Genomic DNA, 24,385 nt, shown 5'->3' on the forward strand with positions numbered 1-24,385 from the left:
TTTCCCAATATTTAGCAGATGGGTTCCGTGAAATATCCGTTTGACGATAGCTGATCATTCTATAGCAGATGCGGGCAATGGCCCTATCTGTGTTGACCTTGACCAATTTTAGAAATCATACGCTGTTAACATTGCGGCCACAGGCGCAGTTTATCGCTTTGCATGGCGCAAACGGGGCTGGAAAGACAAATATTCTGGAGGCCGTATCGCTGCTTGTACCCGGTCGCGGATTACGCCGTGCCGCTTTATCGGAAATGGCAAACAGTATCAGCAATAGCGGCTTCACAATTTCGGCGGAACTGGACGGAACCATCATCGGAACCGGTGTTGAAGCCGCTCAGCTGGATCGACGCAAGGTCCGCATAAATGGCGCGAATGCCAGCATCAACAATCTGGCCGAATGGCTATCGGCGATCTGGCTTACGCCGTCGATGGATCGGCTTTTCGTCGATGGTGCAGGTGCGCGCAGGCGGTTTCTCGACCGGCTGGTGCTGGCGCTTGAACCCGGCCATGCGCGACATGCCAGCCGGTATGAAAAGGCGGTGCAACAACGCAACCGGATTTTGGCAACACATGCCGCCCCGGATCCCTTTTGGCTTGATGCAATTGAAACGCAGATGGCCGAAAGCGGCAACTTCATTGTTGAAGCGCGCGCACGGATGTTGGCCGCGCTTGATGTACAACTGGCTATTCTTCCCAAAGACCCTTTTCCCGTTCCCGATATTGTTTTGGCCATGGAAGGGCCAACAAATGCCCAGGAATTGCGGGAAATCTGGCGATCATCACGGCGCAAGGATGCAGGGGCAGGGCGGACTTTGACCGGTCCGCATCGCGCAGATCTTGTGGTGCATAACCGGGCGAACGGGCAGGCGGCCGACCGGTGTTCAACCGGCGAGCAGAAGGCATTGATGCTCTCGCTCATCCTCGCCCACGCGGCCCTGGTATCCGCGCAGCGTGGCGCGCCACCGATATTATTACTCGACGAAGTAGCCGCCCATCTCGACCCCGACCGCCGCGCGGCATTGTTTGCACGATTGGGTGAGACAGGCGCACAGGTGTGGATGACCGGTACCGAAGCCGCGTTGTTCGACACAATCGGCCCTGCGGCGCATTTGGTGGCGGTTCCGGGAGTGGGTTGAAGCTGAAACGAGGTTGGGGACAGTTCCTAAAGGGACAGTCCCCGGTGCAGTTCGACGGGGACTGTCCCCAACCGCGACCTCACTACATTAACTCTTGAATAGCATATAACTTAAGTTTAACATTCTGTTATGCCACGCGCTCCCCGCATTGTAATACCCGGAGTAGCACATCACGTCACACAGCGTGGCAATCGGCAGCAGGCCTTGTTTTCCTCAGATAGTGACAGGAGGGACTATATCCGGATATTGGCAGATGCGCTGAAACGTTCGGGTACCCGCTGCCTTGCATGGTGTTTGATGGACAACCATGTCCACTTGATGCTCGTTCCAGACCGCCTTGACGGACTGCGTGCACCATTGTCGAGCGTTCACACAAAATACGCACAACGGGTCAATTTCAGGCAAGGTTCCAGCGGTCATCTTTTTCAGGGCCGCTTTGCAAGTTACCCGATGGATGATCGGCACATGATGTTCGCAGTCCGCTATATCGAATGCAACCCGGTTAAAGCCGGAATTGTGGCGACCGCAGAAGAATGGCGCTGGTTAAGCGCTCGTGCGCATATTGATTGCCTGGATGATGGGCTGACGGACTGGCGTGAACTGCGGCAATATGTATCGAATTGGCGGGCAATGCTCGCGGACGGACTTGATGCCAGTGACGCGGTTGAATCGGCGCTGCGATCCGGACAGGCAGTAGGCAATTTGCGCGACCTGCGACCGTTGGGGACAGTCCCCAAGGGGACAGTCCCCGTATAACGTAACCTTGGGGACTGTCCCTTTAGGGACTGTCCCCGACGTTCGCGCTAATCTGTTTTGCTTTGCTTTTCTTTCGCGGGCTTTTTCGGAGCTTTTGTTTTCGCAGCTTTCGGCGGTGCCGGGGTTACTTCGAAGACGGGTTCGCCATCTTTCATGTGCACAGCAACTTCGCCGCCATGAATCAACTTGCCGAATAACAATTCCTCGGCAAGCGGCTGCTTGATTTTTTCCTGAATCAAACGGCCCATTGGGCGGGCGCCATACAGCTTGTCATAGCCACGTTCGGTCAACCAGGCGCGGGCTGCGTCGTCCAGCTTGATATGGACATTCTGGTCGGCCAGTTGCAGTTCGAGTTGCAAGATAAACTTGTCGACAACGCGCGCGACAACTTCGGTTGGCAGATAAGAGAACGGCACCTGAGCATCCAGACGGTTACGGAATTCAGGTGCAAACAGCTTCTTGACCGCCTCGTCCCCTGCATCTTCCTTGCTGATATTGTTGCCGAAACCGATGCCTTCCTTTGCCATATCGCTGGCCCCGGCATTGGTTGTCATAATCAAAATGACATTGCGGAAATCGACGGTCTTGCCGTGATGATCGGTCAAACGGCCATTATCCATCACCTGCAACAATATGTTGAACAGGTCAGGATGTGCCTTTTCAATTTCATCGAGCAACAACACACAATGCGGGTTCTGGTCGACCGCGTCGGTCAGCAGGCCGCCCTGATCGAAACCGACATAGCCCGGGGGGGCGCCGATAAGGCGGGATACGGAATGGCGCTCCATATATTCGCTCATGTCAAACCGCTTGAGTGGAATACCCATGATAGAGGCAAGTTGCCTTGCGACTTCGGTTTTGCCGACGCCGGTCGGACCGGAAAACAGATAATTGCCAATCGGCTTGTCGCCATCGCGCAAACCTGCACGCGACAATTTGATCGCGCTTGCCAAAACTTCGATGGCTTTGTCCTGCCCGAACACGACCCGCTTCAGATCCGCTTCGAGCGTGCCCAAAGCGGTTTTGTCGTCGGTTGAGACGTTTTTCGGCGGGATGCGGGCAATGGTTGCGATGACGGCTTCGATTTCGCGCGCGGTGATCAACTTGCGACGTTTCGATGGAGCGACAAGCATTTGCATCGCGCCAACTTCGTCGATGACGTCGATGGCCTTATCCGGTAATTTGCGGTCATTGATATAGCGTGCCGAAAGTTCAACTGCGGCCTTTAACGCGTCGGGCGTATATTTCACCTTGTGATGTTCTTCAAACGCGCTGCGTAAACCGGCGAGAATTTTGATCGTATCTTCGATCGTCGGCTCATTCACATCGATTTTCTGGAACCGGCGCAGCAACGCACGATCCTTTTCGAAATGATTGCGGAATTCCTTGTAGGTGGTCGAACCAATGCACCGAATGCTGCCGCCGGATAACGCCGGTTTCAAAAGGTTTGAAGCATCCATCGCGCCGCCGCTCGTCGCGCCAGCGCCGATAACGGTGTGGATTTCGTCGATGAACAAAATCGCATCAGGTAGCTTTTCCAGTTCGGAAACAACGGCTTTCAATCGTTCCTCAAAGTCACCGCGATAGCGTGTACCCGCCAATAACGCGCCCATATCAAGCGAATATATCACCGCTGGCAACAGCACTTCGGGAACTTGATTTTCAACAATCCGGCGGGCGAGGCCCTCTGCAATTGCGGTTTTGCCGACTCCGGGTTCACCCACATAAAGCGGGTTGTTCTTTGACCGGCGGCACAGGATCTGGACGGTGCGGTCAACCTCTGCGCTTCGTCCGATGAGCGGATCGATTCGGCCCTGCTTGGCTTTTTCATTCAGGTTGACGGTGAATTGATCGAGCGCGCCTTCCTTCTTTTCCTTTTTGGATTTGGTGTCTTCGGGTTCTTCGCTTTTTTGCTCGCTGCCCTGAATTTGGCGCGGTTCGGCGAGTTTGCCGTCTTTGCCGATGCCGTGGCTGATGTATGAAACCGCGTCGAGCCGGCTCATATCCTGCTGCTGCAGGAAATACACCGCGTAACTTTCGCGTTCGGAAAATAACGCAACAAGAACATTTGCGCCGGTTACAACGTCTTTGCCGGAGCTTTGCACATGCAATATAGCCCGCTGGACGACGCGCTGAAACCCGCTTGTGGGTGACGGGTCAACCTTGCCTTCAACACGCAAGCTTTCCAGCTCGGTGTCGAGATAGGTCATTACGACGTCGGACAATTCGCCCAGATCGACGCCGCACGCCTGCATCACCTTGGCGGCATCGCTATCTTCGATCAGCGCAAGCAGAAGATGCTCCAGCGTGGCATATTCATGTGCGCGGTCACCGGCGTGCTTGAGCGCGTTGTGAAGCGTTGCTTCCAGCGATTCCGCAAATGATGGCATATATTGTTTCCTTAATCGTGGGTCGCCGAACTTACGTTCATTATATCGGTTTGGCCTTTTGCGCTTTCAACCGGCTTATTCAAGATAACGGCAAAAGCGTGAAAAATTCATAGACTGATTTCGGTTTTTCATTTCCGAAACAAGGCATCAGCGGCACTGCGGTGGCGGGTTGCAAAAGCAATTTTTCCTTCACAACGCACGATTTCCGATTTTAATATGCCTATCCGGGCCGCCAATTCGTCGACCGACAAAGGGTCAAGGTCCTGCCTGACCAATAGTGCCAGCGGATCGTCACGGCGGAGTGGTAAATTCTCGTCGCTTTCCATGTCGAGTAGTGTTGACTGGACTGTGGTTGCTGTCAATAAGTTCCGGTGGCTTCAGGGGTGTAATGGGGGACGGAATGGCAGATTTGCCACAGATGATGACGGCAATCGAGATTTCGGCGCCCGGTGGCCCTGAAGTCCTTGTGCCTTGCCAGCGTCCGGTTCCGGTTCCGGGACCGGGTGAAGTTTTGCTGAAGGTTGCTTATGCGGGCGTCAACCGGCCCGATGTTATCCAGCGAAAGGGGCTATACCCGCCGCCGCCCGGCGCGAGCGACTTGCCCGGCCTCGAAGTATCCGGAACTGTTGTCGCCGTCGGCAATGCTGTGGATCGGAACGAGATAGGGGCGATGTATTGCGCGCTGGTTTCGGGGGGCGGTTACGCCGAATATTGCGTTGCACGGCTCGACCAATGCTTGCCGGTGCCGGCATCGCTCGGTATGGCAGAAGCGGCAGCTTTGCCCGAAACCCTGTTTACCGTGTGGCATAATGTGTTCGAGCGCGCCTATGTATGCGAAGGTGAAACAATCCTGGTTCATGGCGGGACCAGTGGCATTGGCAGTATGGCGATCAAGCTTGGCAAATTGTTCGGGCTGCACGTTATTGTAACATGCGGTTCCGATGAAAAATGCAGCGCGGCCCTTGCCCTGGGGGCGGATCACGCGATCAATTATAGCGCCCTGGACTTCGTCGAAGAGGTCAAAAGACTTACCGGTGGGCAGGGCGCGCATATCGTGCTGGACATGGTCGCCGGCAGCTATGTCGCGCGCAATTTGCAATGCTTGCGCGACGATGGCCGTCATGTGACCATTGCGGTGCAGGGCGGGATGGTCGCCGAAATCAACATGGCACAGGTCATGATGCGCCGCCTGACGCTGACCGGATCAACATTGCGACCGCGTTCGGCGCAGTTCAAGGCGCTGCTCGCACAGGAAATCCAGGTTCATGCCTGGCCAATGGTCACCGATGGGCGGTTGCGTCCGGAAATGGACCGGGTTTTCCCGCTGTCGGACGCCGCCGCTGCCCACGCGCACATGGAATCAGGGGAGCATGTGGGCAAGATCGTTCTGGAAATTTAGCCTGCGGTTAGACTGTCCAACCAGACCTTCACGTCATTGGCGCTTTGTTCCGGCACTTCTTCCATCGGAATGTGGCCGACCTTGGGATAGATGACAAGCTTGGCGCCCGGTAAGGCATCAGCGAACCATTTGGCAGATTCTACGGGTATGAGATTGTCCTCTTCACCCCACATGATCATCACCGGGACCATGATCGCCGCCAGTCCCTCTTTCGACGCCTGCCGGTTATTATGCGGCAGGGCAAAGCGCTTCATCGTTGCCTCGCGATTGCCGGGGAACCGGTTCAGTTCCCAATAACGGTCGACCAGCGCATCATCGATTTTGGATTGCACTGACATCGACGTCTTGATGCTCGATTCAAACATGCTCCGTGGAGCAATAAAGCGGGTCAGTTCCTTGACCACCGGCATCCGCGCCAGCCGGAACCCGATGGGGATTTTACGCGCCTGCCATTGCGGCGCCCCCGCCGCATCGATCAACAGCACCGCGTCGGTTTTATCCGGATGGGCAAGGGCGAACATCCATGCTGTCCCGCCGCCCATCGAATTGCCACCTATAACCGCGGATTTGACCTTCAGTCGCGTCATCAACCGGTCAACAACATCAACAAAGACAGGATAATCATACACGCCGCCCGGATGTTTGCCGGTTAAACCGTGCCCCGGAAGATCCAGGCTGATGACACGATAATCTGCGCCTAAAATCTTCACCCAAGTTTCCCAAGTGTGCAGGGAGGCATTGGACCCGTGGATCAGCATGATCGTCCGGCCGTCGCGCACGCCCTCATCGCGATAATGGACCTTCAGGCCTGGCTGGAGGTCTACAAATTGTGATGCGCCATTGCCATATTTTGCTTTCATCGCCTTTGCATCGGTGTCGGGTGCATATCCCCAAAGAAACAGGCCCGTAAATGCAATCAGGATCATTATTCCCAAATATTTCAACAGCCGTTTCATAAGTTTCTCCCGCTTTTTCAGAATGAATGCACCCGAGTTGTTTCCGGCGCAAGTGTCATCGCGGATTGCGGCTTGCCGATTGCGGCAACTTGGCCTAAAGTCCCGGACAACATATTCAGGCCGCGCCGCAAGGTGCGGCCCTTATTATTGGAGCAATAAAAATGGCCACCCCTTTGATGCAGCACGCGACCGCCGCCTGGCTGGTCGATAACACCGCGCTCAGTTTCTCGCAAATTGCCGAGTTTTGCGGAATTCACATCCTCGAAGTGCAGGCTATGGCGGACGATATGACCGGCTCCAAATATACCGGCCGCGACCCTGTGCACGCCGGTGAACTTTCGATGGACGAAATCGAAAAAGGTCAGGCGGACGAAGATTATGTCCTGAAAATGTCGAAAGGGCCTGACCAGGTCCGCCGCACCAAAGGACCGCGCTATACCCCGGTGTCAAAGCGTCAGGACAAGCCGGACGGCATCGCATGGTTGCTGCGGAACCATCCTGAAATTTCCGATGGCGCGATATGCAAGCTGATCGGCACGACCCGTAACACCATTGCCGCCATCCGTGAGCGGAGCCACTGGAACATTGCGGAAATTCAGCCCAAGGATCCGGTGACTCTGGGCCTGACATCGCAGCGCGAACTAGACGCTATCGTCACACGCGCCGCGAAAAAGGCTGGCATTGATAACACCGCCATCGACGATGCGCGCCTTGGAACCGATCGCGAAGCATTGATCGAAGAGCTCCGCGCCGAACGTACCGAAGCCGCCCGCAAGGCCGAAGCCGCCCTGAACGGCGAAGACCCAGACGTGGCGAAACCCGAGCTGACGGCCTACACGCTGTTCAAAAAAACGGGCGAGTAAACTTTCTCCTTCCTCCGCCCGGGCCTCAAGGTTCGGCGGGCAAGGCAAGGGGACAGTCCCTGAAGGGACAGTCCCCGAGGGTGAATCTACGGGGACTGTCCCTTTAGGGACTGTCCCCAACATTCGACGCATAGGTTCTCACCGTCGAAGCCCTTCACCAACTGCGCCTAGGCCTGTTGGCTAAGGCTCCATATCCTCTCCCAACGGGAGAGGGGGTGTTCGGAATTCGATAATCCCACACCCGTCACCCTGAACTTGTTTCAGGGTCTATCGTGCAGCGGCTCCGTCGGTATAAGCTAAAAGCAACCGTGCGTCGCAGCATGGCTTGTCACTACAGGTGGGGTGAGGGCTTGCAAATGGACCCTGAAACAAGTTCAGGGTGACGGGCGCTTAATTGCAGTGCATTTACTTTCGCTCTATAACCTTCCCTAACGTCAGCATTGCTTTAACCGCGCAGTTAAGGCACGACGGTGGGATGGCCCCTAAAGCACCGCCCGCATATGATATGTCGCTTGTCGACCATGGATTTGAAGCCAAAGAGCTGAAAGGCCTGACCTATCCGTTGGGCGATCATGCGCCGGGATATGGCGAAATCTATCAGTTAGCGCCCGACCTTGGATGGACGCGGATGCCGGTTCCGGGGAATTTGTCGCATATCAATCTGTGGTTGCTCGATGATGATGCGCCGCAGGGCAATGGTTATGCGATTGCCGATACCGGCCTGTTCCTTCCCGATGTGGTCGATTACTGGAAATCGATGTTTGCAGGGGCGTTGTCGCAGCGGCAACTTACGCGGATCTTTGTGACCCATTTTCACCCCGACCATGTGGGTTGCGCCGGCTGGTTGGCCAACAAGTTCAAGGTTCCGGTCTGGATGAACCGCACCGAATGGTTATTGACGCGATTGCTGGTGAACGAACAGCTGGAACATCCCCCCGAAGACATTCTGCGCCGCCGGAAATTATACGGCTATGATGACGAGCGCCTCGATAAAATGCGAAAGGGCGGTTGGGGCAATTTTGCCCGTGCCGTATCGCGCTTGCCAAGTGGGCATCACAGGCTCGACGACGGCGCTGTCGTGCGGGTTGGCAATCGTGACTGGCAGATCTTGACCGGCGGTGGCCATACGCCGGAACATGCCTGTATGGTTGATCACCGCAATGGGGTGATCATCGCAGGCGACCAGATTTTGCCGCGCATCACTTCGAATGTGTCGATCATGGACAGCGAACCGGATGCCGATCCGTTGGCCGAATGGCTGGCGTCGATTGCAAAGTTCAGGGCTGCCTTGCCCGAGGATATGCTCGTTCTGCCTGCGCACGGCTTTCCGTTCAAAGGAATCCACACCCGTCTGGACCGATTGGCAGCGGGGCATCATGAACAGCTTGACCGGTTGGAAGCGGCGCTTCGGACCACCGAAATGCGCGCCGTCGATACATTCGGCCTGCTGTTTGGACGGCCGATCGATGACAGTATCTTCAGCCTCGCCGCCGGCGAAGCGATGGCGCATTTACGGTATCTCGAACGCGCGGGGCGTGCGACTTTGGAGGTCCGCGACGGCGTGGGCTGGTATAGTTCACAATAATATCGCATCGTGGGAATATGACAAACAGCATCTGGCAAACGCATTATCTCCACCCGTCAAAATGGGACCAGCATTTTGCGCCGCTGGCCATGCACGATATGTTTTTCCAGTCGGCCGAACGCATGGGCAAGGCGGCTTTGGCCGATTTCATGGGCCGCAAATACAGCTATGCCGAAATGGCCGAAAACGTCCGGCGCGTGGCCAAAGGCCTGCAGGACAAAGGGATAGGGAAGGGCGACCATATCGGTCTGTTCCTGCCCAATGTGCCGCATTATATCGCTGCTTATTATGGCGCGCTTGCCGCAGGGGCGACGGTGGTCAATTTTTCCCCGCTCTATTCGGTGGATGAATTGGCGCATCAGGTGGCCGACAGCGGTACGTCGATCCTGTTCACGGTGTCGGCTGCGGCGCTTTTGCCAACCGCGATCAAGGTGTTGGACAACAGCAGTTTGAAGGAACTGGTCGTGGGCAGCGTGGCCGAAGCCTTGCCACGCGCCAAAAGCTGGGCCTATCGCCTGTTCAAGCGCAAGGATATCGCAGCTATTCCGGCCGACGATCGCATCACATCCTATGCAGACCTGACTGCAAATGGCGGGGATTATGCGGTTCAGCCCTGCGATCCTGAAAAGGACATTGCCCAGTTGCAATATACAGGCGGTACGACCGGCGTGCCCAAGGGCGCGATGTTGAGCCACCAGAATATCACCGCCAATGCGCGGCAGATCAACATGCTGGACCCGCATAGCCGAATCAACATGCCGGACAATCCCGCAGAAGACCGCATATTGGGCGTACTGCCATTCTTTCATGTTTTTGCGAACGCGACTGTTTTGAACCGGACCATTTTCAATGGCGGCGAAATCGTGATGTTGCCACGCTTCGAAGCGAAAGCGGCGCTGGCGGCGGTGAACCGGACCCATGTGACATCGCTGCCCGGTGTGCCGACCATGTATCAGGCCCTGCTTGACTGTCCCGATATCGCAAAAACCAATTTTACCAGCCTGCGTGCCTGCATTTCCGGCGGGGCACCTTTGGCTGCCGAGTTGAAAGCCCGCTTTGAAGAGCGCAGCGGTGCCGTCGTAATCGAAGGCTATGGCCTGACCGAAAGCTCCGGCGTGGTCTCCTGTAACCCCTATGAGGGGCTGAATAAGCTTGGCAGCATCGGACAGCCTATTCCGGGCACCGATGTGAAGTTGCTCGACAAGGAAGACCCGACCAAGCCCGCACCACCGGGCGAGCCGGGCGAGTTGGTCTTTGCAGGGCCACAGGTCATGTGCGGCTATTGGAAACGGCCCGATGCCGATGCCGAAGTGTTTGTCGGCAAATATCTGCGCACCGGCGATGTGGCGACAATCGATGAGGATGGCTTCATCCATATTGTCGACCGCCTGAAAGACATGATCGCGGTCGGCGGGTTCAAGGTTTTCCCCAGCCAGGTCGAAGATGTGCTCTACAAACATCCAGCGGTAAAAGAGGCGCTCGTGATCGGCGTGCCCGACGCCTATCACGGCGAAATGCCGCGCGCATTCGTAACATTGCAAGACGGTGCCACGGAAGATGGCGCGGCGCTGATGACATGGCTGAACCCGCAATTGGGCAAGCATGAGCGGGTGCAGGCCGTTGTGGTGCGCGACGCTTTGCCCAAGACGATGATTGGGAAGCTGGACCGGAAGGCCTTGCGGGCGGAGATTGGGTGTTAGGTTTTTTAGCTAGAAGGAAGAAGGGCTAGAAGGAAGAAGGCGTTGGTGTGGGCGTTCGGCGCCGCTCGATATTTGCGGCGTTACCTCTCCTAATTTGTTACCCTGAACCATCCTAATTCGTCACCCTGAACTTGTTTCACCTCCGGTGACTTCGTTTCAGGGTCCATTTTTCAGATTTTGTCCACCAAATCTTTGCGAAGCCAAACAACTCCGAACGGTTGCTTTGTTCTATACCAGATGGTCGTTGCTTCACGATAGACCCTGAAACAAGTTCAGGGTGACGGTGTTGGGAAAACGTCATGGCGTTGGCAAGAATGGTGACGGTGATTGTAGGAAATTGGTTGCAATTCAATTGCATCCGTTAAGGCCAAAACCCACGCCTTCTTCCTCTTAGCCCTTCTTCCTTCTAGCTAAATATCTTCGGCCAAAAAATCCCGCAGACGATTTTCCATAGCAATCCCCAAAACTTCCCCATAATCCACGCTGGTGTCCAACCCCGACGCCCCGCAACCTGTCCGCAAGATCATCCATGTCGATATGGATGCCTTTTTTGCGAGCGTGGAGCAGCGGGATAATCCGGAATTGCGCGGTAAACCCGTTGCGGTCGGCGGGTCGTCCAAACGGGGCGTGGTGGCGGCGGCGAGTTATGAGGCGCGGGCCTTTGGTGTGCGTTCGGCCATGCCCTCGGTTACGGCGCAGCGGCAATGTCCTGACCTGATTTTTGTAAAGCCCCGCTTTGAAGCTTATCGCATGGTATCGCGGCAAATCCGGGACATTTTTGCGCGGCACACCGATCTTATCCAGCCTTTGTCGCTGGATGAGGCCTATCTGGATGTGACGCAGGACAAGCAGGGCATCGGCTCGGCAGTCAAGATTGCCAAGGCGATCCGTGCTGCCATCCGCGCCGAGACTGGCCTGACGGCGAGCGCGGGGGTCAGTTATAACAAGTTTATCGCCAAGCTTGCGAGTGACCAGAACAAACCCGATGGATTGTGCGTTATTTTACCTGAGCAGGGTGCGGAATTTGTGGCCGGCCTGCCGGTACGGCGCTTTCATGGCGTGGGGCCGCGCACGGCGGAGAAGATGGCAAAGCTTGGCGTGCATACCGGCGCCGACCTCGCGCAAAAGGACGCCGCATGGCTGGCGCATCATTTCGGAAGTTGGGGCAGCCATTTGTTCAAGGCGGCGCGGGGGATTGATGACCGGCCGGTCAACGCCAACAGCGTCCGCAAATCCTTGGGCGGAGAGCTGACCTATTTTGACGACAAGCGCAGCGAGGATGAGCTGCGCGAGGCGTTGGACGAGATTATCGATATCGTGTGGGACCGGATCGAACGCTATCAGGCTAGGGGCAAGACATTGGTGTTGAAGGCCCGCTATTCGGATTTCCGCACCATCACCCGGTCGCGCACTGTGCCGCATATATTAGCCGACCGCGCGGAATTTGCGCAATTGGGCCATGCGTTGCTGGACCAGATATTGCCGGCAGAAATGGGCGTCCGGTTGCTCGGATTGACACTGTCCGGGCTGGTCGGTGATGCCGGTGATGCAGAAGATGCGACAGGGCAGGGCCGATTTGCGTTCGACGGCATTGAAGATTGAAGATATTCGCCATATATCAAAAAACTGTTGTGCTCATATAATACAGGAACCCCCCCATGGCCCGCCCCCAAACCGATATCGAGGCTGGAAAAGCCGAATTGCTGAACGTCGTTGATGATCTGGTCCGGCAACGCGGCGCGGTCGATATTTCGATGACCGATCTTGCCGCAGCAGCAGGAATGTCGCCGTCTAACCTCTACCGCTTTTTCGACAGCAAAGAGGCATTGCTGGAGGCGGTGGCGGAGCGGTTCTTTGAAGACAAGAGCAAGATCATGGTCGAAGTGACCGAATCCGATCTTCCTGTCCGCGAAAAAATGTACCAGTTTTTTGCGCGGCGGTTTTTGGTGATGGTCCAGAAGTACGAAGCTGAGCCAGACCTGCTGAAAAGCTATCTCGAAATCGGTCAGCAACATTTCGAAGTCGTGCGCGGCTATGTCGATCTTGGTGATCATTATCTATCGCTGATCGTTGCCGAGGCGATGGAGCAAGGCTATTTTCAGGGTCTGTCGATTGACGAAACCGTGTCGCTCGTCAATCAGATGGCCCAATGCTACACCAATCCTGAGTCCATCATCTATATAGGAACGACCAAATTAAAGGTCGAAAAATTGGCCCAAATCGTCGATACGATGTTCAACGGATTAGGCGCGCAAGCTTCAGCCGAGTCAAAAAGAGAACAGCACATTAAAATAGTATCCTGAAATACTTCATATTTTTAAAAACCGGCGGTAGAGCGGCCATGACTAAAATTAACAACCGCATCACCCGGTTATTAGGTGTGGAATATCCTGTTGTTCAGGCTCCGATGGGCTGGATCGCCCGGGCTCAATTGGCATCTGCGGTGTCAAACGCCGGTGGATTGGGAATAATCGAAACATCGTCAGGCCAACTCGAAGAAGTGCGCGCCGAAATCGTCAAGATGCGGGAGCTGACCGATAAGCCTTTTGGTGTCAACATCGCCCAAGCCTTTGTCCGCGATCCCGGAATAGTGAATTTCGTGGTCGATCAGGGTGTGAAATTTGTGACGACTTCAGCGGGGGACCCCAACAAATATTGCGGCCCGTTGAAAGCGGCTGGTCTGACCGTGTTCCATGTTGTTCCGACTTTAGCCGGCGCTTTGAAAGCGATTGATGCTGGAGTCGATGGTCTGGTGGTCGAGGGTGGCGAAGGCGGCGGGTTCAAGAATCCCAAAGATGTGGCGCTTATGGTGCTGTTGCCGCTCATCCGCAGCAAAGTCGAAGTGCCCATCATTGCGGCAGGCGGCATATTATGCGGCCGTACAATGGCAGCCGCTTTTGCCCTTGGTGCCGAGGGCGTGCAAATGGGAACGCGTATGGTCAGCGCAGCGGAATCGCCAGTGCACCAGAATTGGAAAGACGCCATCATAACCGCCAAGGAAACCGATACGCTGTTCCTGAACCGGCACGGCCCGGGACCTGCATTACGTGCGCTGCGGACGGAGCGGACGACGAAGCTCGACCTGGAACCGAGCGATAACATCATGGGCGAAATGCGCGGAGTTCTCGATCTTTATTTCGGCGGTGATATGGAGGCTGCCATTGCACTCTCAGGTCAGGTGGCCGGGCGCATTGACGAGGTCAAGCCCGCCAAACAGATTATAGACGAAGTGATTGCCGATTTTCACGACATCATGGGGCAGATGGCAAAAGCCTATTTATAGGACGAATATTGGACGCAGTACTTGAAGATTTTCTAAGCGATCCCGCGGCCGACCTGTCGGCGCTACACGACGTCGCTCGGATCAAGAAAATTCTCGAAAACTGCGCACAAGAAGGTCGCGCGATCAGCTACTCCGAGCTTCTGTTGACCCTCGGCTTCCGCTTCACCCGCCCTAAAATGCGCGCAGTTTGCAAGACGCTCGACCGGATCGACATGCTAACAGCGCAAGAAGGCGCACCTGCGCTGGCGGTGCTGGTGGTCCGCGAAGGCGATGGACTGCCGGGGCAAGGTTGGTGGACCGGCCGGACCGATTATCAAGGCCAATGGACCGGATCGGAGGCGCAGGCGCACATCGCCGAGTTGCAAAGTAAGGTCTTCGCTTTCTGGAAGGGACGCAACGGATGACCGAGGTTTTCGCTGCAACACTGCTGCAATTTGTGAGGCGCAATCTGGGAGGAGACGGTTCGATAGACGATCTCAGGCGTCTGTCCGGCGGTGCCAATATGGAAAGCTGGTCTTTTGATTATGCCGGCCAAGGCTATGTCCTGCGCCGTTCACCATCGGCTGACTTGACGGCGGGGCGTGCCTATGGCCATGATGTCGAAGCCGCCTTGGTGCGTGCTGCCTTTGCCGCCGGAGTGAAAGCACCTGAAATAGTGGCAGAGATTGAATCGTGCGATGATTTGGGTGCTGGCTATCTGATGCGGCGCGTCGATGCCGAGGTTAATCCCGCCACGATCCTCAAAGATCCACCCCCGCAATTGCTTGCTGATCTTGCCCGCGAACTGGCATTGATCCACAATGTGGCGCGGGACATTTTGCCAGAGTTGCCAGCGACAAGCGGGCAAAGCCTGTTGGCAGAACTCAAGGCGCGGTTTTTTGGCTTTGGCGGTGACCGGCCTGTCATGGCGCTCGCTTTGCGCTGGCTTGAGGATCAATGTCCGGTGGATGTCGACCCGGTGCTGTTGCATGGTGATTTCCGAATGGGCAACATCATGGTGGATACACACGGTCTTGCGGCGGTACTTGATTGGGAACTCGCGCATTTGGGTGACCGGCATCAGGATTTGGCATTTGGCTGCATTAACAGCTGGCGTTTTGGCCAAATTGATCGCCCGGCTTTCGGTCTCGGCCAGATAGAGGTTTTTTGGGCAGAATATGAAGCCGCCAGCGGTGTTACCGTTGATCCTGAACGGTTTCGCTGGTGGCTGGTCTATGCGACTTTGTGGTGGGGGATGTGCTGCCTTCAGATGGCGGATATCTGGCGCAGTGGACTAGACTCCGGATTGGAGCGCGCGGTGATTGGCAGACGCGCTTCGGAAACCGAAGTGGATCTGTTGCTGCTTCTGGAACTCGACGCGCCCGCAGCAGAGCGTAGCACTGTCACGATCCCTTCCACCACCGCAGTCCGACGCACCGGTGAACCATCCGTGTTTGAAATGCTGGAAGCGATCACAGGTTGGATTGAAAACGAGGTCAAGCCAAAGGCGCAGAGCAGAGACCGGTTCATGGCCTCGGTCGCGCTAAATGCATTGGGTATGTTGAAGCGGGAATCTGAGCATCAGACCACATTATATGACAAAACCCTGTCCGACGACCTGCTCGCTGGGCGAAAGTCATTGGCGACACCTGGTTTGCTTGCCCAGTTAAAGCAACAATCGATGCAGAAATTGCGGGTTGACCAGCCGAAATATTCGGCTCTCGCCAAGGCAATCGAGCTTTGGATTTAATTGTGCAATTAAATCTTCTTGAAAAGCATGGCACGCCCTGTCAATTCGTCCACTACCATTTGGGATCTATGGGATTGCGAAATCGGCGGGGGGCTGAAAATCTGCCTCATTTTCTGCAGTTTTCGCGGCACGGGAGAGAGTAAATGTTATTCGCGATTCCAAAGGAAATCACTGACTATCTCACCATTCTCGATGAATTTATCGAACGCGAAATCAAGCCGATTGAAAGCCGCGACGACAATATCCGCTTTTTCGATCATCGCCGTGAACATGCCCGGACCGATTGGGACAATGGCGGTCTTCCGCGTCCCGATTGGTGGGCGTTATTGGCCGAAATGCGGCAGGTTGCCGACCGGGCAGGCCATTATCGCTATGCCATTCCGAAAGAATATGGAGGTCAAGAAGGCAGCAATTTGGCGATGGCAGTCATCCGGCATCATCTGGCGCACAAGGGGCTTGGATTGCACAATGACCTTCAAAACGAGAGCAGTATTGTCGGCAATCTGGTTCAGGTGTTGATGCTTCGGGATTTTGGAACCGAACAACAAAAGCGCGATTTTATCCCGCTTATGCTCGAAGGCAAAATGGGATGGAGTTTCGGTTTAACCGAAGAGCATCATGGCAGCGATGCAACCCATATGGATACGCGGGCGGTGCCGGAAGTACGAGATGGCGTGGCCGGATATCGTATAAATGGCAACAAGATGTGGACGACAGGCTTGCCCTACACGTCGCATGTCATGACATTCGCGCGGACGAGTGGAGAGAATGGGAAAGCAAAAGGGATTACCTGCTTTGTTGTACCTACAGATGCTGCGGGGTTTGAAATCGGCGAATATCTATGGACGTTCAATATGCCAACCGATCACCCTAAGGTGAGATATAAAGACGTTTGGGTCCCCGAAAGTGCAATATTGGGGGAATTGGACAATGGCCTCGCCGTCGCGCAGCATTTCGTTCACGAAAATCGCATCCGTCAAGCCGCGTCTTCACTCGGCGCGGCGCAATATTGTATCGACGAGGCGGTGCAATATGCGCGGGAGCGCAAGCCATTTGGCAAGCCGCTTGCGGTAAACCAAGGCATCCAGTTTCCTTTGGTCGAGTTGCAAACCGATGCGGAAATGCTGCGATTACTAATTTATAAAACCGCTGCAGAGATGGACACCATGTCCAAACCGGAAGTAGCCGTTCGACTGTCAGACAAGGTCAGCATGTGCAATTACAAGGCCAACCGTCTGGTATGCAATGCCGCCGATTTCGCTATGCAGGTTCATGGTGGTCTTGGGTATTCGCGGCACAAACCATTTGAGCATATTTACCGCCACCATCGGCGCTATCGCATTACCGAAGGCGCTGAGGAGATACAGATGCGTAAGGTTGCCGGGCATATGTTCGGGTTTATGGGTTAGGGGCAATATGCAACAGGCACAGGATTTTTACGACGAATGTACAGCGCTCTTCGCACTGCTTGAACCGCTTTCTGATGGAGAATTTGAAACCGGAACCTTGTTCAAGGGATGGACGATCAACAACATCCTGCGCCATTTGCACGTGTGGAATATCGCTGCGGATCTGTCGCTTGAGGATGAGGCTGGCTTTACGGAATTTTTGCAACAAATGGTCGCTGGTATTCGCGATGGGCGGCTGCCGGATTTTGAATCGACTTATCTTGCGGGGCTTTCGGGGCAACAACTGCGGCAGACATGGATCGCACAAGCGCAGATCATGACGGAGCATTTTGCGGCGGCAGAGCCAAAGCAGCGCTTGAAATGGGTCGGCCCGGATATGAGCGCCCTCAGTTCCATAACCGCGCGCCTTATGGAAACATGGGCTCATGGCCAAGCGATCTACGATGTGTTGGGTGCCGTGCGCCAAGACGGTGATCGGATCAGCAACATCGTGCGCCTTGGGGTGAATACTTGGGGCTGGACTTGGAAAAACCGACGAATGGAACCGCCCGGGCCTATGCCGCATTTGCAACTGAAGGCTCCATCAGGCGCTCTTTGGGAATATGGCGACGTATCTGAGAGCGGTCTGATTGAAGGCAGCGCAACAGAATTCTGTCAAGTGGTCACCCAATGCCGCAATATCGCCGACACCGATTTAAGAGTCATCGGTGATGTTGCAAAACAATGGATGGTGGTCGCACAATGCTTCGCCGGGCCGCCCCAAGATCCACCAAGGGCTGGTGTGCGCTTTCGAAAATCCAATTTGAACGACGGCAAAATCTTCAAGGATGAATAATGATTCCCCTGTGCGGGTCAGTCCGTCCCTCCAGCGTTTCGACAAAGCTCTTTGCGGCATTGTCGAGGCCTTGGCGCTTGTCCAAAGCGACGACGCCGTCGACGGCTCCCAAAAAGCTTTTCCAGCTTTTGGCGACTGCTTCACCGAAAGCTTTGGGACCCAGTTCCTGTATGGAAGCCACAGCATGATCGGGCGCGAAAAACAGGATTGGTTTTGGCCCAGCCATTTCGCCGTTGCCGCCAAGGCCGCGCGCCTCGACATGGGTCGCACCAACCAGACAGCTATATTTCAATTGGTTTCCAAGCACGGCATGGATTTCATGGAGCAATTGGCTGTTACCCGCAAAATCAACCGAAACCGAAGGTTCCTGCGGCAGTTGTGCGACATCTTCATAGGCAAGTACCTGGTCATAAAGTCCGCTTTTTTCGACAAATGCGAAATTGCCGTTGGAGGTCAGGCCGATACGTTTAATGTCCGGGGACATGTCTTTGGCGACACTGGCCAAGCCCATCGACGTCTTGGACGATGCGCTTGTCATGATGAGATTTTGTGCACCAAACCATGTTTCGCGGCGGAACATGGACTCAATCAGAAATCCTGTCTTAAACAACGGGCCGAACAACATGCGTTCTGCTTCTTTGGACGGATCATGTTCCGGATCCGCGTTCAGGCGGCTATATTGATTGTAAATCGGGCTCATAGGCTGACGGTGTGCAGCCATATCGGTAAAGCCCCCCTGGCTTATCTTGCCGGGCACAACATCAAGATGGGTCCCCATCGGCAAATAGCCGTAAATGCGCTCGCCAATTGCGATTTCGGGATGGCGCGAAGCCTCTACGATTGCGTGCCCCCACATCGGTACAATCCCAAAATCACCCTGAGCCGGGAAAAAGTTCCAATATCCAAACAAATCGCCGATAACGGCATAGGTAATATTGTTCGCAGTTACAGAGAAGCTCTCAATCCTCAACCGCACTTCGCCATCGCCCAGCAATGGTAAGTCCTCGTCATGAACAACAATGTTACCAAGTTCCGCCTTTTTAACCCAAACTGTCGACGCCATAATGTCTCTCCTATTGGGCGAACCTTAGTTGGACATATATGGGCTTTCAATGCTCGACGTTGCAAATGGTCATATAAAAATATACCAAATTTACGTGGCGTTACCGATCTGTCGTGCCTTCAATCACATATAGTTGTGATAACGTCTTTGACAATCACATTGTAATGTGAATATATGCGAATCATGTCTATGCAACTTATCACAAAACTTCGCTCTCTCGTCCATGAAGGTGGATTATCCCGTTCAGGCTTGGCCCGCGCCGCTGGCCTTCATGCCAACACCTTGCGCGACCTGGACCAGCCCGATTGGAACCCGACGGCAGAGACGCTACGTAAGCTGGAAAGCTATTTGTTTGCGAATGACGACACACCGGCGCTTGTCCCGATTGAAGAAATTATCGAAGAAGCGCGCAATGGCCGCATGTACATATTGGTCGACGACGAAGATCGGGAAAATGAGGGTGATTTGATAATCCCGGCGCAAATGGCGACACCTGATGCTGTCAACTTCATGGCGACCCACGGGCGCGGCTTGATATGCCTTACTTTGACTAAGGATCGGGTCGATCAACTGGGCCTGGATTTGATGAGCCGTGCGAATGGAACACGGCACGAAACGGCATTCACGACGTCGATCGAAGCGCGCGAAGGTGTCACCACCGGGATTAGCGCCGCCGATCGTGCGCGGACTGTGTCCGTCGCAATTGATGCTTCAAAAGGCCGTGATGATATTGTGACTCCGGGACATGTGTTTCCGTTGATCGCCCGTGACGGCGGGGTGCTGGTCAGGGCAGGGCATACCGAGGCTGGATGCGATATTTCGCGTCTTGCGGGACTGAACCCTTCCAGCGTCATCTGCGAAATCATGAAAGATGACGGCACCATGGCGCGGATGGATGATCTTGTGTCGTTCGCACGGCTTCACGGCTTGAAAATGGGCACGATCAGGGACCTGATCGCTTACCGCCGCAAGCATGACCACTTGGTCGAAAAGCGCGCCGAAATGAAATTCAATAGCCGTTGGGGTGGCGAATGGACGGCGATGACCTTCTATAACAAAGCGACCGGCGACGAGACCATGGCGCTGGTCAAGGGCCGTGTAGACCCTGAAAAACCTACTTTGGTGCGTATGCACACCATGTCGATGTTCGTGGATGTCTTCGGGGAAGAAAACGAACGGGCCGGGCTTTTGTCACGGTCAATGGAAGCGATCGCCGCCGAAGGCGCTGGCGTCGTTGTCGTGATCAATAAACCAATGAAAGGCATTGTGACGCGATTCATGCAATTGCGTGCCGAAGGCAAGCAGGCGGGCGCTCCTGAAGTCGAAGAATTACGCGATTATGGCGGCGGTGCACAAATTCTCACGGAATTGGGTGTACAGGATATGATCCTGCTCACAAATACACATCACACACTGGTGGGGCTGGAAGGCTATGGTCTTTCCATCGTAGGTGAACGGCCCATACCGGGTACCGGAGGCGAATAATGGCTAAGTTCCTGATAGTTGAAGCGCGTTTTTATGACCATTTGAACGATATGCTGGTCGCTGGAGCGAAGGCAGTTTTGAAGGCCGCGGGGCACGAAGTTGAAGTTATCACGGTTCCCGGTGCATTGGAACTGCCTGGTACAATCGCGATGGCCGCCGAAAGCCAGCAATATGACGGCTTTGTCGCCATTGGAGTCGTGATCCGCGGCGAAACCTATCACTTTGAAATCGTGGCTGGCGAAAGTGCGCGCGGAATCATGGCGCTGACAATGGACGGCATCGCTATCGGCAATGGCATTTTGACCGTCGAAAATGAAGAGCAGGCGCTGGTGCGCGCGGATCCCAAGCAAAAGGACAAGGGCGGAGAGGCTGCAAAAGCGGCGCTTGCTCTCTACGAACTGCAAGGGCGCTTTGCGTAATTTAGTTTCAATTGCACCAAATTTTCTGGCAGGGTAGGCCGTGTTATGACCGCACCTGTTTTACCCAGCCAAATCAATCCAGACGCCGATGAATTTCGAAAGCGCAGTACGCATAACCGGGCGTTGCGCGACGAACTTTGGGCCAAGGTCGCAAAAGCCGCGCTGGGCGGGAACGAAAAGTCGCGTGAACGCCATACTTCGCGCGGCAAGTTGCTTCCGCGCGAACGTGTTGAACGCTTGCTCGATCCCGGTTCACCCTTCCTCGAAATCGGCCAGCTCGCTGCTTGCGATCTCTACGACGGAGAAGTTCCAGGCGCTGGCCTGATCACCGGCATAGGCCGCGTCTCGGGCCGCCAGTGCATGATCGTGTGCAACGACGCTACGGTTAAGGGTGGCACCTATTACCCGATGACCGTCAAAAAGCATCTGCGCGCGCAAGAAATTGCCGAGGCCAACCGCCTGCCTTGCATCTATCTGGTTGACAGTGGCGGCGCGAATTTGCCGCATCAGGACGAGGTTTTCCCCGACCGCGACCATTTCGGTCGCATCTTCTTCAACCAAGCGAACATGAGCGCCAAGGGCATCCCGCAAATCGCCTGCGTCATGGGCAGTTGCACTGCGGGCGGTGCCTATGTTCCCGCAATGTCCGACGAGAGCGTCATCGTCCGCAATCAGGGCACGATCTTCCTCGCTGGCCCGCCCTTGGTAAAGGCCGCGACGGGGGAAGAAATCAGCGCCGAGGATCTGGGCGGCGGCGACTTACATGGCCGCAAGTCGGGCGTGGTCGATCATGTTGCCGAGAATGACGAACATGCGCTGACCATCGTGCGCGATATTGTCAGCCATTTGGGCCCCATCCACAAACTCGACATCGACCTTAAAGATCCCCGCCCGCCAAAATATGACGCAAAAGAACTCTACGGCGTCATCCCCGACGACGTCCGCGCGCCTTATGACGTGCACGAAGTGATCGCGCGCATCGTCGACGGTAGCGAGTTTCACGAATTCAAGGCGCTCTATGGTAGCACGCTCGTCTGCGGTTTTGCCCATATCTGGGGGCAACCCGTCGCGATCCTCGCCAATAACGGCGTGCTGTTTAGCGAAAGCGCGGTCAAAGGCGCGCATTTCATCGAACTCGCCTGCCAGCGGCGAATACCGCTCTTGTTCCTCCAGAACATCAGCGGCTTCATGGTCGGCGGCAAATATGAGGCGGAGGGGATCGCCAAGCATGGCGCGAAACTCGTCACGGCAGTCGCCACCGCGAGCGTGCCCAAGATCACCGTGCTGATCGGCGGCAGCTTCGGCGCGGGCAATTATGGTATGTGCGGGCGGGCTTATTCGCCGCGCTTTCTGTTCACCTGGCCCAACGCGCGGATCAGCGTGATGGGCGGCGAACAGGCGGCGAGCGTGCTGGCTACTGTGCATCGCGATGCGGCGGGATGGACGGCGGAGGAGGCGGAGGCGTTCAAGGCCCCGATCCGCCAGAAGTATGAGGATGAAGGGAATCCGTACTACGCGACGGCCCGGCTGTGGGATGATGGAATTATCGACCCGGTGCAGACGCGGGATGTGTTGGGGTTAGCGTTGGGGGCTTGTGCGGGTGCGCCGGGTGGGACGACCGAATTCGGGGTATTCCGGATGTGAGTATGGACATTTCGCCCGACCAGGAAGCCAAACGCATTCTGCTAGGCCTAGCCGTTTTTTTCACTACCGTGATGGCTATCAAAGTTGGCATACTAATAGCGTTCGGCTGGCTCTTTCTTTAGTGATAAGTTTTGCACTAGGAATATGGCTAAAGACGGCTGTAGATGTTGGAATCGACAATTTCTTTATAGAAGCCGTTTGCGCTCTTTTATCGCTTGCTTTCCTTCTTATGGCAGCAATTATTGGCCTGGCAGCAATCGCATCTACGTTCTCGCTGATCGAATCGGCATTGGATGTCTTCGTGAGCAGCGGTGGACCACCACCTGAAAATTATAGATATTGAGATGACCCAATCCCTCGTCATCACGCACCAGAGCGAAAATGCCAACCGGATCATCCGCCCCCAAATCCTACCCGGAACGGGGAGGGGGACCAAGCGAAGCATGGGGGAGGGGCACAGGAGGGGACGCGCTGTGGTGAGAGATGACGCTCAACCGAGAGTGCCCCTCCCCCAGCTTCGCTGGTCCCCCTCCCCCGTTGGGAGAGGAACATGATCACCGGCCCTCCGCGCTCCGTCAAACTGGCGCGCAAATTGCGGGCAGAAATGAGCCTGCCGGAGGTCATTCTGTGGCGCGAACTTCGCAAGCGACCCGGCGACCTCAAATTCCGGCGACAACATCCAGCGGGCGTCTATGTCCTGGATTTCTATTGTGCCGCAGCCAGTCTGGCGATCGAGGTCGATGGTATGGCGCATGATGGGCACGACGCCGACAGACGCGATGCGGCGCGGACGGCGTTTTTGAAATCGCAGCATGTGGCGACGATGCGCGTTCCGGCTCAGGCGGTATTGGATAGTCTGGAAGCCACGGTCGCGCGCATTGTCGAGGTTTGCGAGGAGAGGGGGGAGCGGTTGAGGGAGCGGCGGGAGCTCACGAAAGTGCCCCTCCACCATCCTTCGGATGGTCCCCCTCCCCGTTCCGGGGAGGTTCTGTGAGCCGCGCCACTCCCTCCAAACCCCTCATCCTCCTCGGCGTCGCCATCGCCATCATCGGCAACGCCCTGTTCGCCTTCTCGCAACTCGAACCCGACGCCAGCATCCCCGCCCGCCTGCTCCGCGAGGGCACGGCGTGGCTGCTGCTGGCGGTCGTCGTCGGCTACGCCCTACGCATCGAAAAACTCCCCGCAACCTCCCTCGGCCTATGCCCCTTCAGCTGGAAGCAAACCCAATTACCCGGCCTCGCCGCAGGCATCGCCCTCACGCTATTCGCGGGAGCGGCGGTATATATTGCGCAAACCGTCTTCCATCTCGAAGCCGACAACCACCTCATATCCATGCTCGCCGGTATGCCATGGTGGATGCTGGTCCTGCTCTCCCTGCGCGCGGGTTTCGTCGAGGAAATCCTCTTCCGCGGCTATTTGCTTGACCGGCTGACCCGGCTGAGCGGACGCCGGTGGATCGGAATAGTCGGCTCGATCGCGCTGTTCACCGCGATGCATTTCGGCGGTTGGCAAGCGGGCCAGCTCATCCTCGTCGCGCTGGCCGGCACCCTGTTCACCGCGCTCTATCTGTGGAAACGAAACATCATGATTTGCGTTATCGCGCATTTCACGGTCGATCTGATCGCCGCTTTGGCCATAACCGCGAATGCGCAATCCTGAACGAAGATTTCGCTGTCCTACATGCGAAAATCGCTGATATCATCGCAGTATGACCCAACCCGCCACCCCCG

22 protein-coding genes are annotated in these 24,385 nt (G+C 55.7%); 18 read left to right on the top strand and 4 right to left on the bottom strand.

Going from position 1 to position 24,385, the window contains the following annotated elements:
- Positions 1-77 precede the first annotated feature (77 nt).
- Together recF and ACKVOS_RS09485 are read left to right on the top strand one after the other, a co-directional pair.
- Positions 78-1,139 carry a DNA replication/repair protein RecF gene (gene recF / locus ACKVOS_RS09480; RefSeq protein WP_409211762.1) on the top strand — a complete coding sequence of 354 codons (1,062 nt, stop codon included), beginning with the start codon at positions 78-80 and terminating at the stop codon, positions 1,137-1,139.
- 129 nt (positions 1,140-1,268) lie between these two features.
- A complete protein-coding gene (locus tag ACKVOS_RS09485; RefSeq protein WP_409211763.1) occupies positions 1,269-1,895 on the top strand; it encodes a transposase in 627 nt (208 codons plus the stop codon).
- Positions 1,896-1,942: 47 nt separating this feature from the next.
- Here ACKVOS_RS09485 and clpA read toward each other — a convergent pair whose 3' ends face one another.
- Both clpA and ACKVOS_RS09495 read right to left on the bottom strand, forming a co-directional pair.
- The gene (gene clpA / locus ACKVOS_RS09490; protein WP_409211764.1) at positions 1,943-4,285 is read right to left on the bottom strand and encodes an ATP-dependent Clp protease ATP-binding subunit ClpA; all 2,343 of its coding nucleotides are present in this window, start codon (positions 4,283-4,285) and stop codon (positions 1,943-1,945) included.
- A gap of 128 nt (positions 4,286-4,413) precedes the next feature.
- A complete protein-coding gene (locus ACKVOS_RS09495) occupies positions 4,414-4,611 on the bottom strand; it encodes a DUF1192 domain-containing protein (protein ID WP_409211765.1) in 198 nt (65 codons plus the stop codon).
- Between the two features lie 74 nt (positions 4,612-4,685).
- On the opposite strand from ACKVOS_RS09495, the gene ACKVOS_RS09500 reads away from it, so the two are divergent.
- Entirely contained in the window at positions 4,686-5,684 is a 999-nt protein-coding gene (locus ACKVOS_RS09500; RefSeq protein WP_409211766.1) for an NAD(P)H-quinone oxidoreductase, read from the top strand.
- On the opposite strand, the gene ACKVOS_RS09505 is transcribed toward ACKVOS_RS09500, so the two are convergent.
- The gene (locus ACKVOS_RS09505; RefSeq protein WP_409211767.1) at positions 5,681-6,640 is read right to left on the bottom strand and encodes an alpha/beta fold hydrolase; all 960 of its coding nucleotides are present in this window, start codon (positions 6,638-6,640) and stop codon (positions 5,681-5,683) included. The two genes, ACKVOS_RS09500 and ACKVOS_RS09505, sit on opposite strands and share 4 nt — an antisense overlap.
- 161 nt (positions 6,641-6,801) lie before the next feature.
- Here ACKVOS_RS09505 and ACKVOS_RS09510 point away from each other — a divergent pair, with 161 nt between their 5' ends.
- The 10 genes from ACKVOS_RS09510 to ACKVOS_RS09555 all read left to right on the top strand — a co-directional run bounded on the left by ACKVOS_RS09510 (position 6,802) and on the right by ACKVOS_RS09555 (position 18,044).
- Positions 6,802-7,503: a DUF1013 domain-containing protein gene (locus ACKVOS_RS09510; protein WP_409211768.1), complete on the top strand. Its 702-nt coding sequence runs from the start codon at positions 6,802-6,804 to the stop codon at positions 7,501-7,503.
- Between the two features lie 475 nt (positions 7,504-7,978).
- Positions 7,979-9,088 carry an MBL fold metallo-hydrolase gene (locus tag ACKVOS_RS09515; protein ID WP_409211769.1) on the top strand — a complete coding sequence of 370 codons (1,110 nt, stop codon included), beginning with the start codon at positions 7,979-7,981 and terminating at the stop codon, positions 9,086-9,088.
- Between the two features lie 17 nt (positions 9,089-9,105).
- Positions 9,106-10,788, top strand: a complete 1,683-nt coding sequence (locus ACKVOS_RS09520; protein WP_409211770.1) for a long-chain-fatty-acid--CoA ligase — start codon at positions 9,106-9,108, stop codon at positions 10,786-10,788.
- A gap of 483 nt (positions 10,789-11,271) precedes the next feature.
- Positions 11,272-12,390, top strand: coding sequence for a DNA polymerase IV (gene dinB, locus ACKVOS_RS09525; RefSeq protein ID WP_409211789.1), 1,119 nt, complete (start codon positions 11,272-11,274; stop codon positions 12,388-12,390).
- Between the two features lie 56 nt (positions 12,391-12,446).
- Complete coding sequence (locus ACKVOS_RS09530) at positions 12,447-13,091, top strand: TetR/AcrR family transcriptional regulator (protein WP_409211771.1); 645 nt, start codon at positions 12,447-12,449, stop codon at positions 13,089-13,091.
- A 38-nt stretch (positions 13,092-13,129) separates the two neighbouring features.
- Positions 13,130-14,071 (top strand): NAD(P)H-dependent flavin oxidoreductase, encoded by a 942-nt coding sequence (locus ACKVOS_RS09535; protein ID WP_409211772.1) that lies wholly within the window; start codon positions 13,130-13,132, stop codon positions 14,069-14,071.
- Positions 14,072-14,079: 8 nt separating this feature from the next.
- Positions 14,080-14,475 (top strand): ribose-phosphate pyrophosphokinase, encoded by a 396-nt coding sequence (locus tag ACKVOS_RS09540; RefSeq protein WP_409211773.1) that lies wholly within the window; start codon positions 14,080-14,082, stop codon positions 14,473-14,475.
- Positions 14,472-15,800, top strand: a complete 1,329-nt coding sequence (locus tag ACKVOS_RS09545) for a phosphotransferase family protein (protein WP_409211774.1) — start codon at positions 14,472-14,474, stop codon at positions 15,798-15,800. Before ACKVOS_RS09540 ends, ACKVOS_RS09545 begins: the two co-directional genes overlap by 4 nt.
- 143 nt (positions 15,801-15,943) lie before the next feature.
- Complete coding sequence (locus ACKVOS_RS09550; protein WP_409211775.1) at positions 15,944-17,209, top strand: acyl-CoA dehydrogenase family protein; 1,266 nt, start codon at positions 15,944-15,946, stop codon at positions 17,207-17,209.
- A gap of 7 nt (positions 17,210-17,216) precedes the next feature.
- A complete protein-coding gene (locus ACKVOS_RS09555; RefSeq protein WP_409211776.1) occupies positions 17,217-18,044 on the top strand; it encodes a TIGR03084 family metal-binding protein in 828 nt (275 codons plus the stop codon).
- Here ACKVOS_RS09555 and ACKVOS_RS09560 read toward each other — a convergent pair.
- A complete protein-coding gene (locus ACKVOS_RS09560; protein WP_409211777.1) occupies positions 18,031-19,107 on the bottom strand; it encodes a DUF2855 family protein in 1,077 nt (358 codons plus the stop codon). The two genes, ACKVOS_RS09555 and ACKVOS_RS09560, sit on opposite strands and share 14 nt — an antisense overlap.
- A gap of 183 nt (positions 19,108-19,290) precedes the next feature.
- On the opposite strand from ACKVOS_RS09560, the gene ribB reads away from it, so the two are divergent.
- The 5 genes from ribB (at position 19,291) to ACKVOS_RS09585 (ending at position 24,314) form a co-directional block, all read left to right on the top strand.
- Positions 19,291-20,592: a 3,4-dihydroxy-2-butanone-4-phosphate synthase gene (gene ribB, locus ACKVOS_RS09565; protein ID WP_409211778.1), complete on the top strand. Its 1,302-nt coding sequence runs from the start codon at positions 19,291-19,293 to the stop codon at positions 20,590-20,592.
- Positions 20,592-21,011 carry a 6,7-dimethyl-8-ribityllumazine synthase gene (ribH, locus tag ACKVOS_RS09570; RefSeq protein WP_409211779.1) on the top strand — a complete coding sequence of 140 codons (420 nt, stop codon included), beginning with the start codon at positions 20,592-20,594 and terminating at the stop codon, positions 21,009-21,011. The genes ribB and ribH overlap by 1 nt, the downstream gene beginning before the upstream one ends.
- A gap of 45 nt (positions 21,012-21,056) precedes the next feature.
- On the top strand, positions 21,057-22,655 hold the full coding sequence (locus ACKVOS_RS09575) for a carboxyl transferase domain-containing protein (protein ID WP_409211780.1): 1,599 nt from the start codon (positions 21,057-21,059) through the stop codon (positions 22,653-22,655).
- Positions 22,656-23,205: 550 nt separating this feature from the next.
- Positions 23,206-23,649, top strand: a complete 444-nt coding sequence (locus ACKVOS_RS09580; RefSeq protein WP_409211781.1) for an endonuclease domain-containing protein — start codon at positions 23,206-23,208, stop codon at positions 23,647-23,649.
- Positions 23,646-24,314, top strand: a complete 669-nt coding sequence (locus tag ACKVOS_RS09585; RefSeq protein WP_409211782.1) for a lysostaphin resistance A-like protein — start codon at positions 23,646-23,648, stop codon at positions 24,312-24,314. Before ACKVOS_RS09580 ends, ACKVOS_RS09585 begins: the two co-directional genes overlap by 4 nt.
- The last annotated feature ends 71 nt before the right edge of the window (positions 24,315-24,385 follow it).

The organism is Sphingorhabdus sp. (genome assembly GCF_046154385.1).
Classification (GTDB): Bacteria; Pseudomonadota; Alphaproteobacteria; order Sphingomonadales; family Sphingomonadaceae; genus Sphingorhabdus_B.

Excerpts from the sequence above, each read along its gene's own strand:
- recF (WP_409211762.1), top strand. The coding sequence starts at position 78 with ATGGCCCTATCTGTGTTGACCTTGACCAATTTTAGAAATCATACGCTG.
- ACKVOS_RS09485 (WP_409211763.1), top strand. The coding sequence starts at position 1,269 with ATGCCACGCGCTCCCCGCATTGTAATACCCGGAGTAGCACATCACGTC.
- clpA (WP_409211764.1), bottom strand. The coding sequence starts at position 4,285 with ATGCCATCATTTGCGGAATCGCTGGAAGCAACGCTTCACAACGCGCTC.
- ACKVOS_RS09495 (WP_409211765.1), bottom strand. The coding sequence starts at position 4,611 with ATGGAAAGCGACGAGAATTTACCACTCCGCCGTGACGATCCGCTGGCA.
- ACKVOS_RS09500 (WP_409211766.1), top strand. The coding sequence starts at position 4,686 with ATGGCAGATTTGCCACAGATGATGACGGCAATCGAGATTTCGGCGCCC.
- ACKVOS_RS09505 (WP_409211767.1), bottom strand. The coding sequence starts at position 6,640 with ATGAAACGGCTGTTGAAATATTTGGGAATAATGATCCTGATTGCATTT.
- ACKVOS_RS09510 (WP_409211768.1), top strand. The coding sequence starts at position 6,802 with ATGGCCACCCCTTTGATGCAGCACGCGACCGCCGCCTGGCTGGTCGAT.
- ACKVOS_RS09515 (WP_409211769.1), top strand. The coding sequence starts at position 7,979 with ATGGCCCCTAAAGCACCGCCCGCATATGATATGTCGCTTGTCGACCAT.
- ACKVOS_RS09520 (WP_409211770.1), top strand. The coding sequence starts at position 9,106 with ATGACAAACAGCATCTGGCAAACGCATTATCTCCACCCGTCAAAATGG.
- ACKVOS_RS09530 (WP_409211771.1), top strand. The coding sequence starts at position 12,447 with ATGGCCCGCCCCCAAACCGATATCGAGGCTGGAAAAGCCGAATTGCTG.
- ACKVOS_RS09535 (WP_409211772.1), top strand. The coding sequence starts at position 13,130 with ATGACTAAAATTAACAACCGCATCACCCGGTTATTAGGTGTGGAATAT.
- ACKVOS_RS09545 (WP_409211774.1), top strand. The coding sequence starts at position 14,472 with ATGACCGAGGTTTTCGCTGCAACACTGCTGCAATTTGTGAGGCGCAAT.
- ACKVOS_RS09550 (WP_409211775.1), top strand. The coding sequence starts at position 15,944 with ATGTTATTCGCGATTCCAAAGGAAATCACTGACTATCTCACCATTCTC.
- ACKVOS_RS09555 (WP_409211776.1), top strand. The coding sequence starts at position 17,217 with ATGCAACAGGCACAGGATTTTTACGACGAATGTACAGCGCTCTTCGCA.
- ACKVOS_RS09560 (WP_409211777.1), bottom strand. The coding sequence starts at position 19,107 with ATGGCGTCGACAGTTTGGGTTAAAAAGGCGGAACTTGGTAACATTGTT.
- ribB (WP_409211778.1), top strand. The coding sequence starts at position 19,291 with ATGTCTATGCAACTTATCACAAAACTTCGCTCTCTCGTCCATGAAGGT.
- ribH (WP_409211779.1), top strand. The coding sequence starts at position 20,592 with ATGGCTAAGTTCCTGATAGTTGAAGCGCGTTTTTATGACCATTTGAAC.
- ACKVOS_RS09575 (WP_409211780.1), top strand. The coding sequence starts at position 21,057 with ATGACCGCACCTGTTTTACCCAGCCAAATCAATCCAGACGCCGATGAA.
- ACKVOS_RS09580 (WP_409211781.1), top strand. The coding sequence starts at position 23,206 with ATGATCACCGGCCCTCCGCGCTCCGTCAAACTGGCGCGCAAATTGCGG.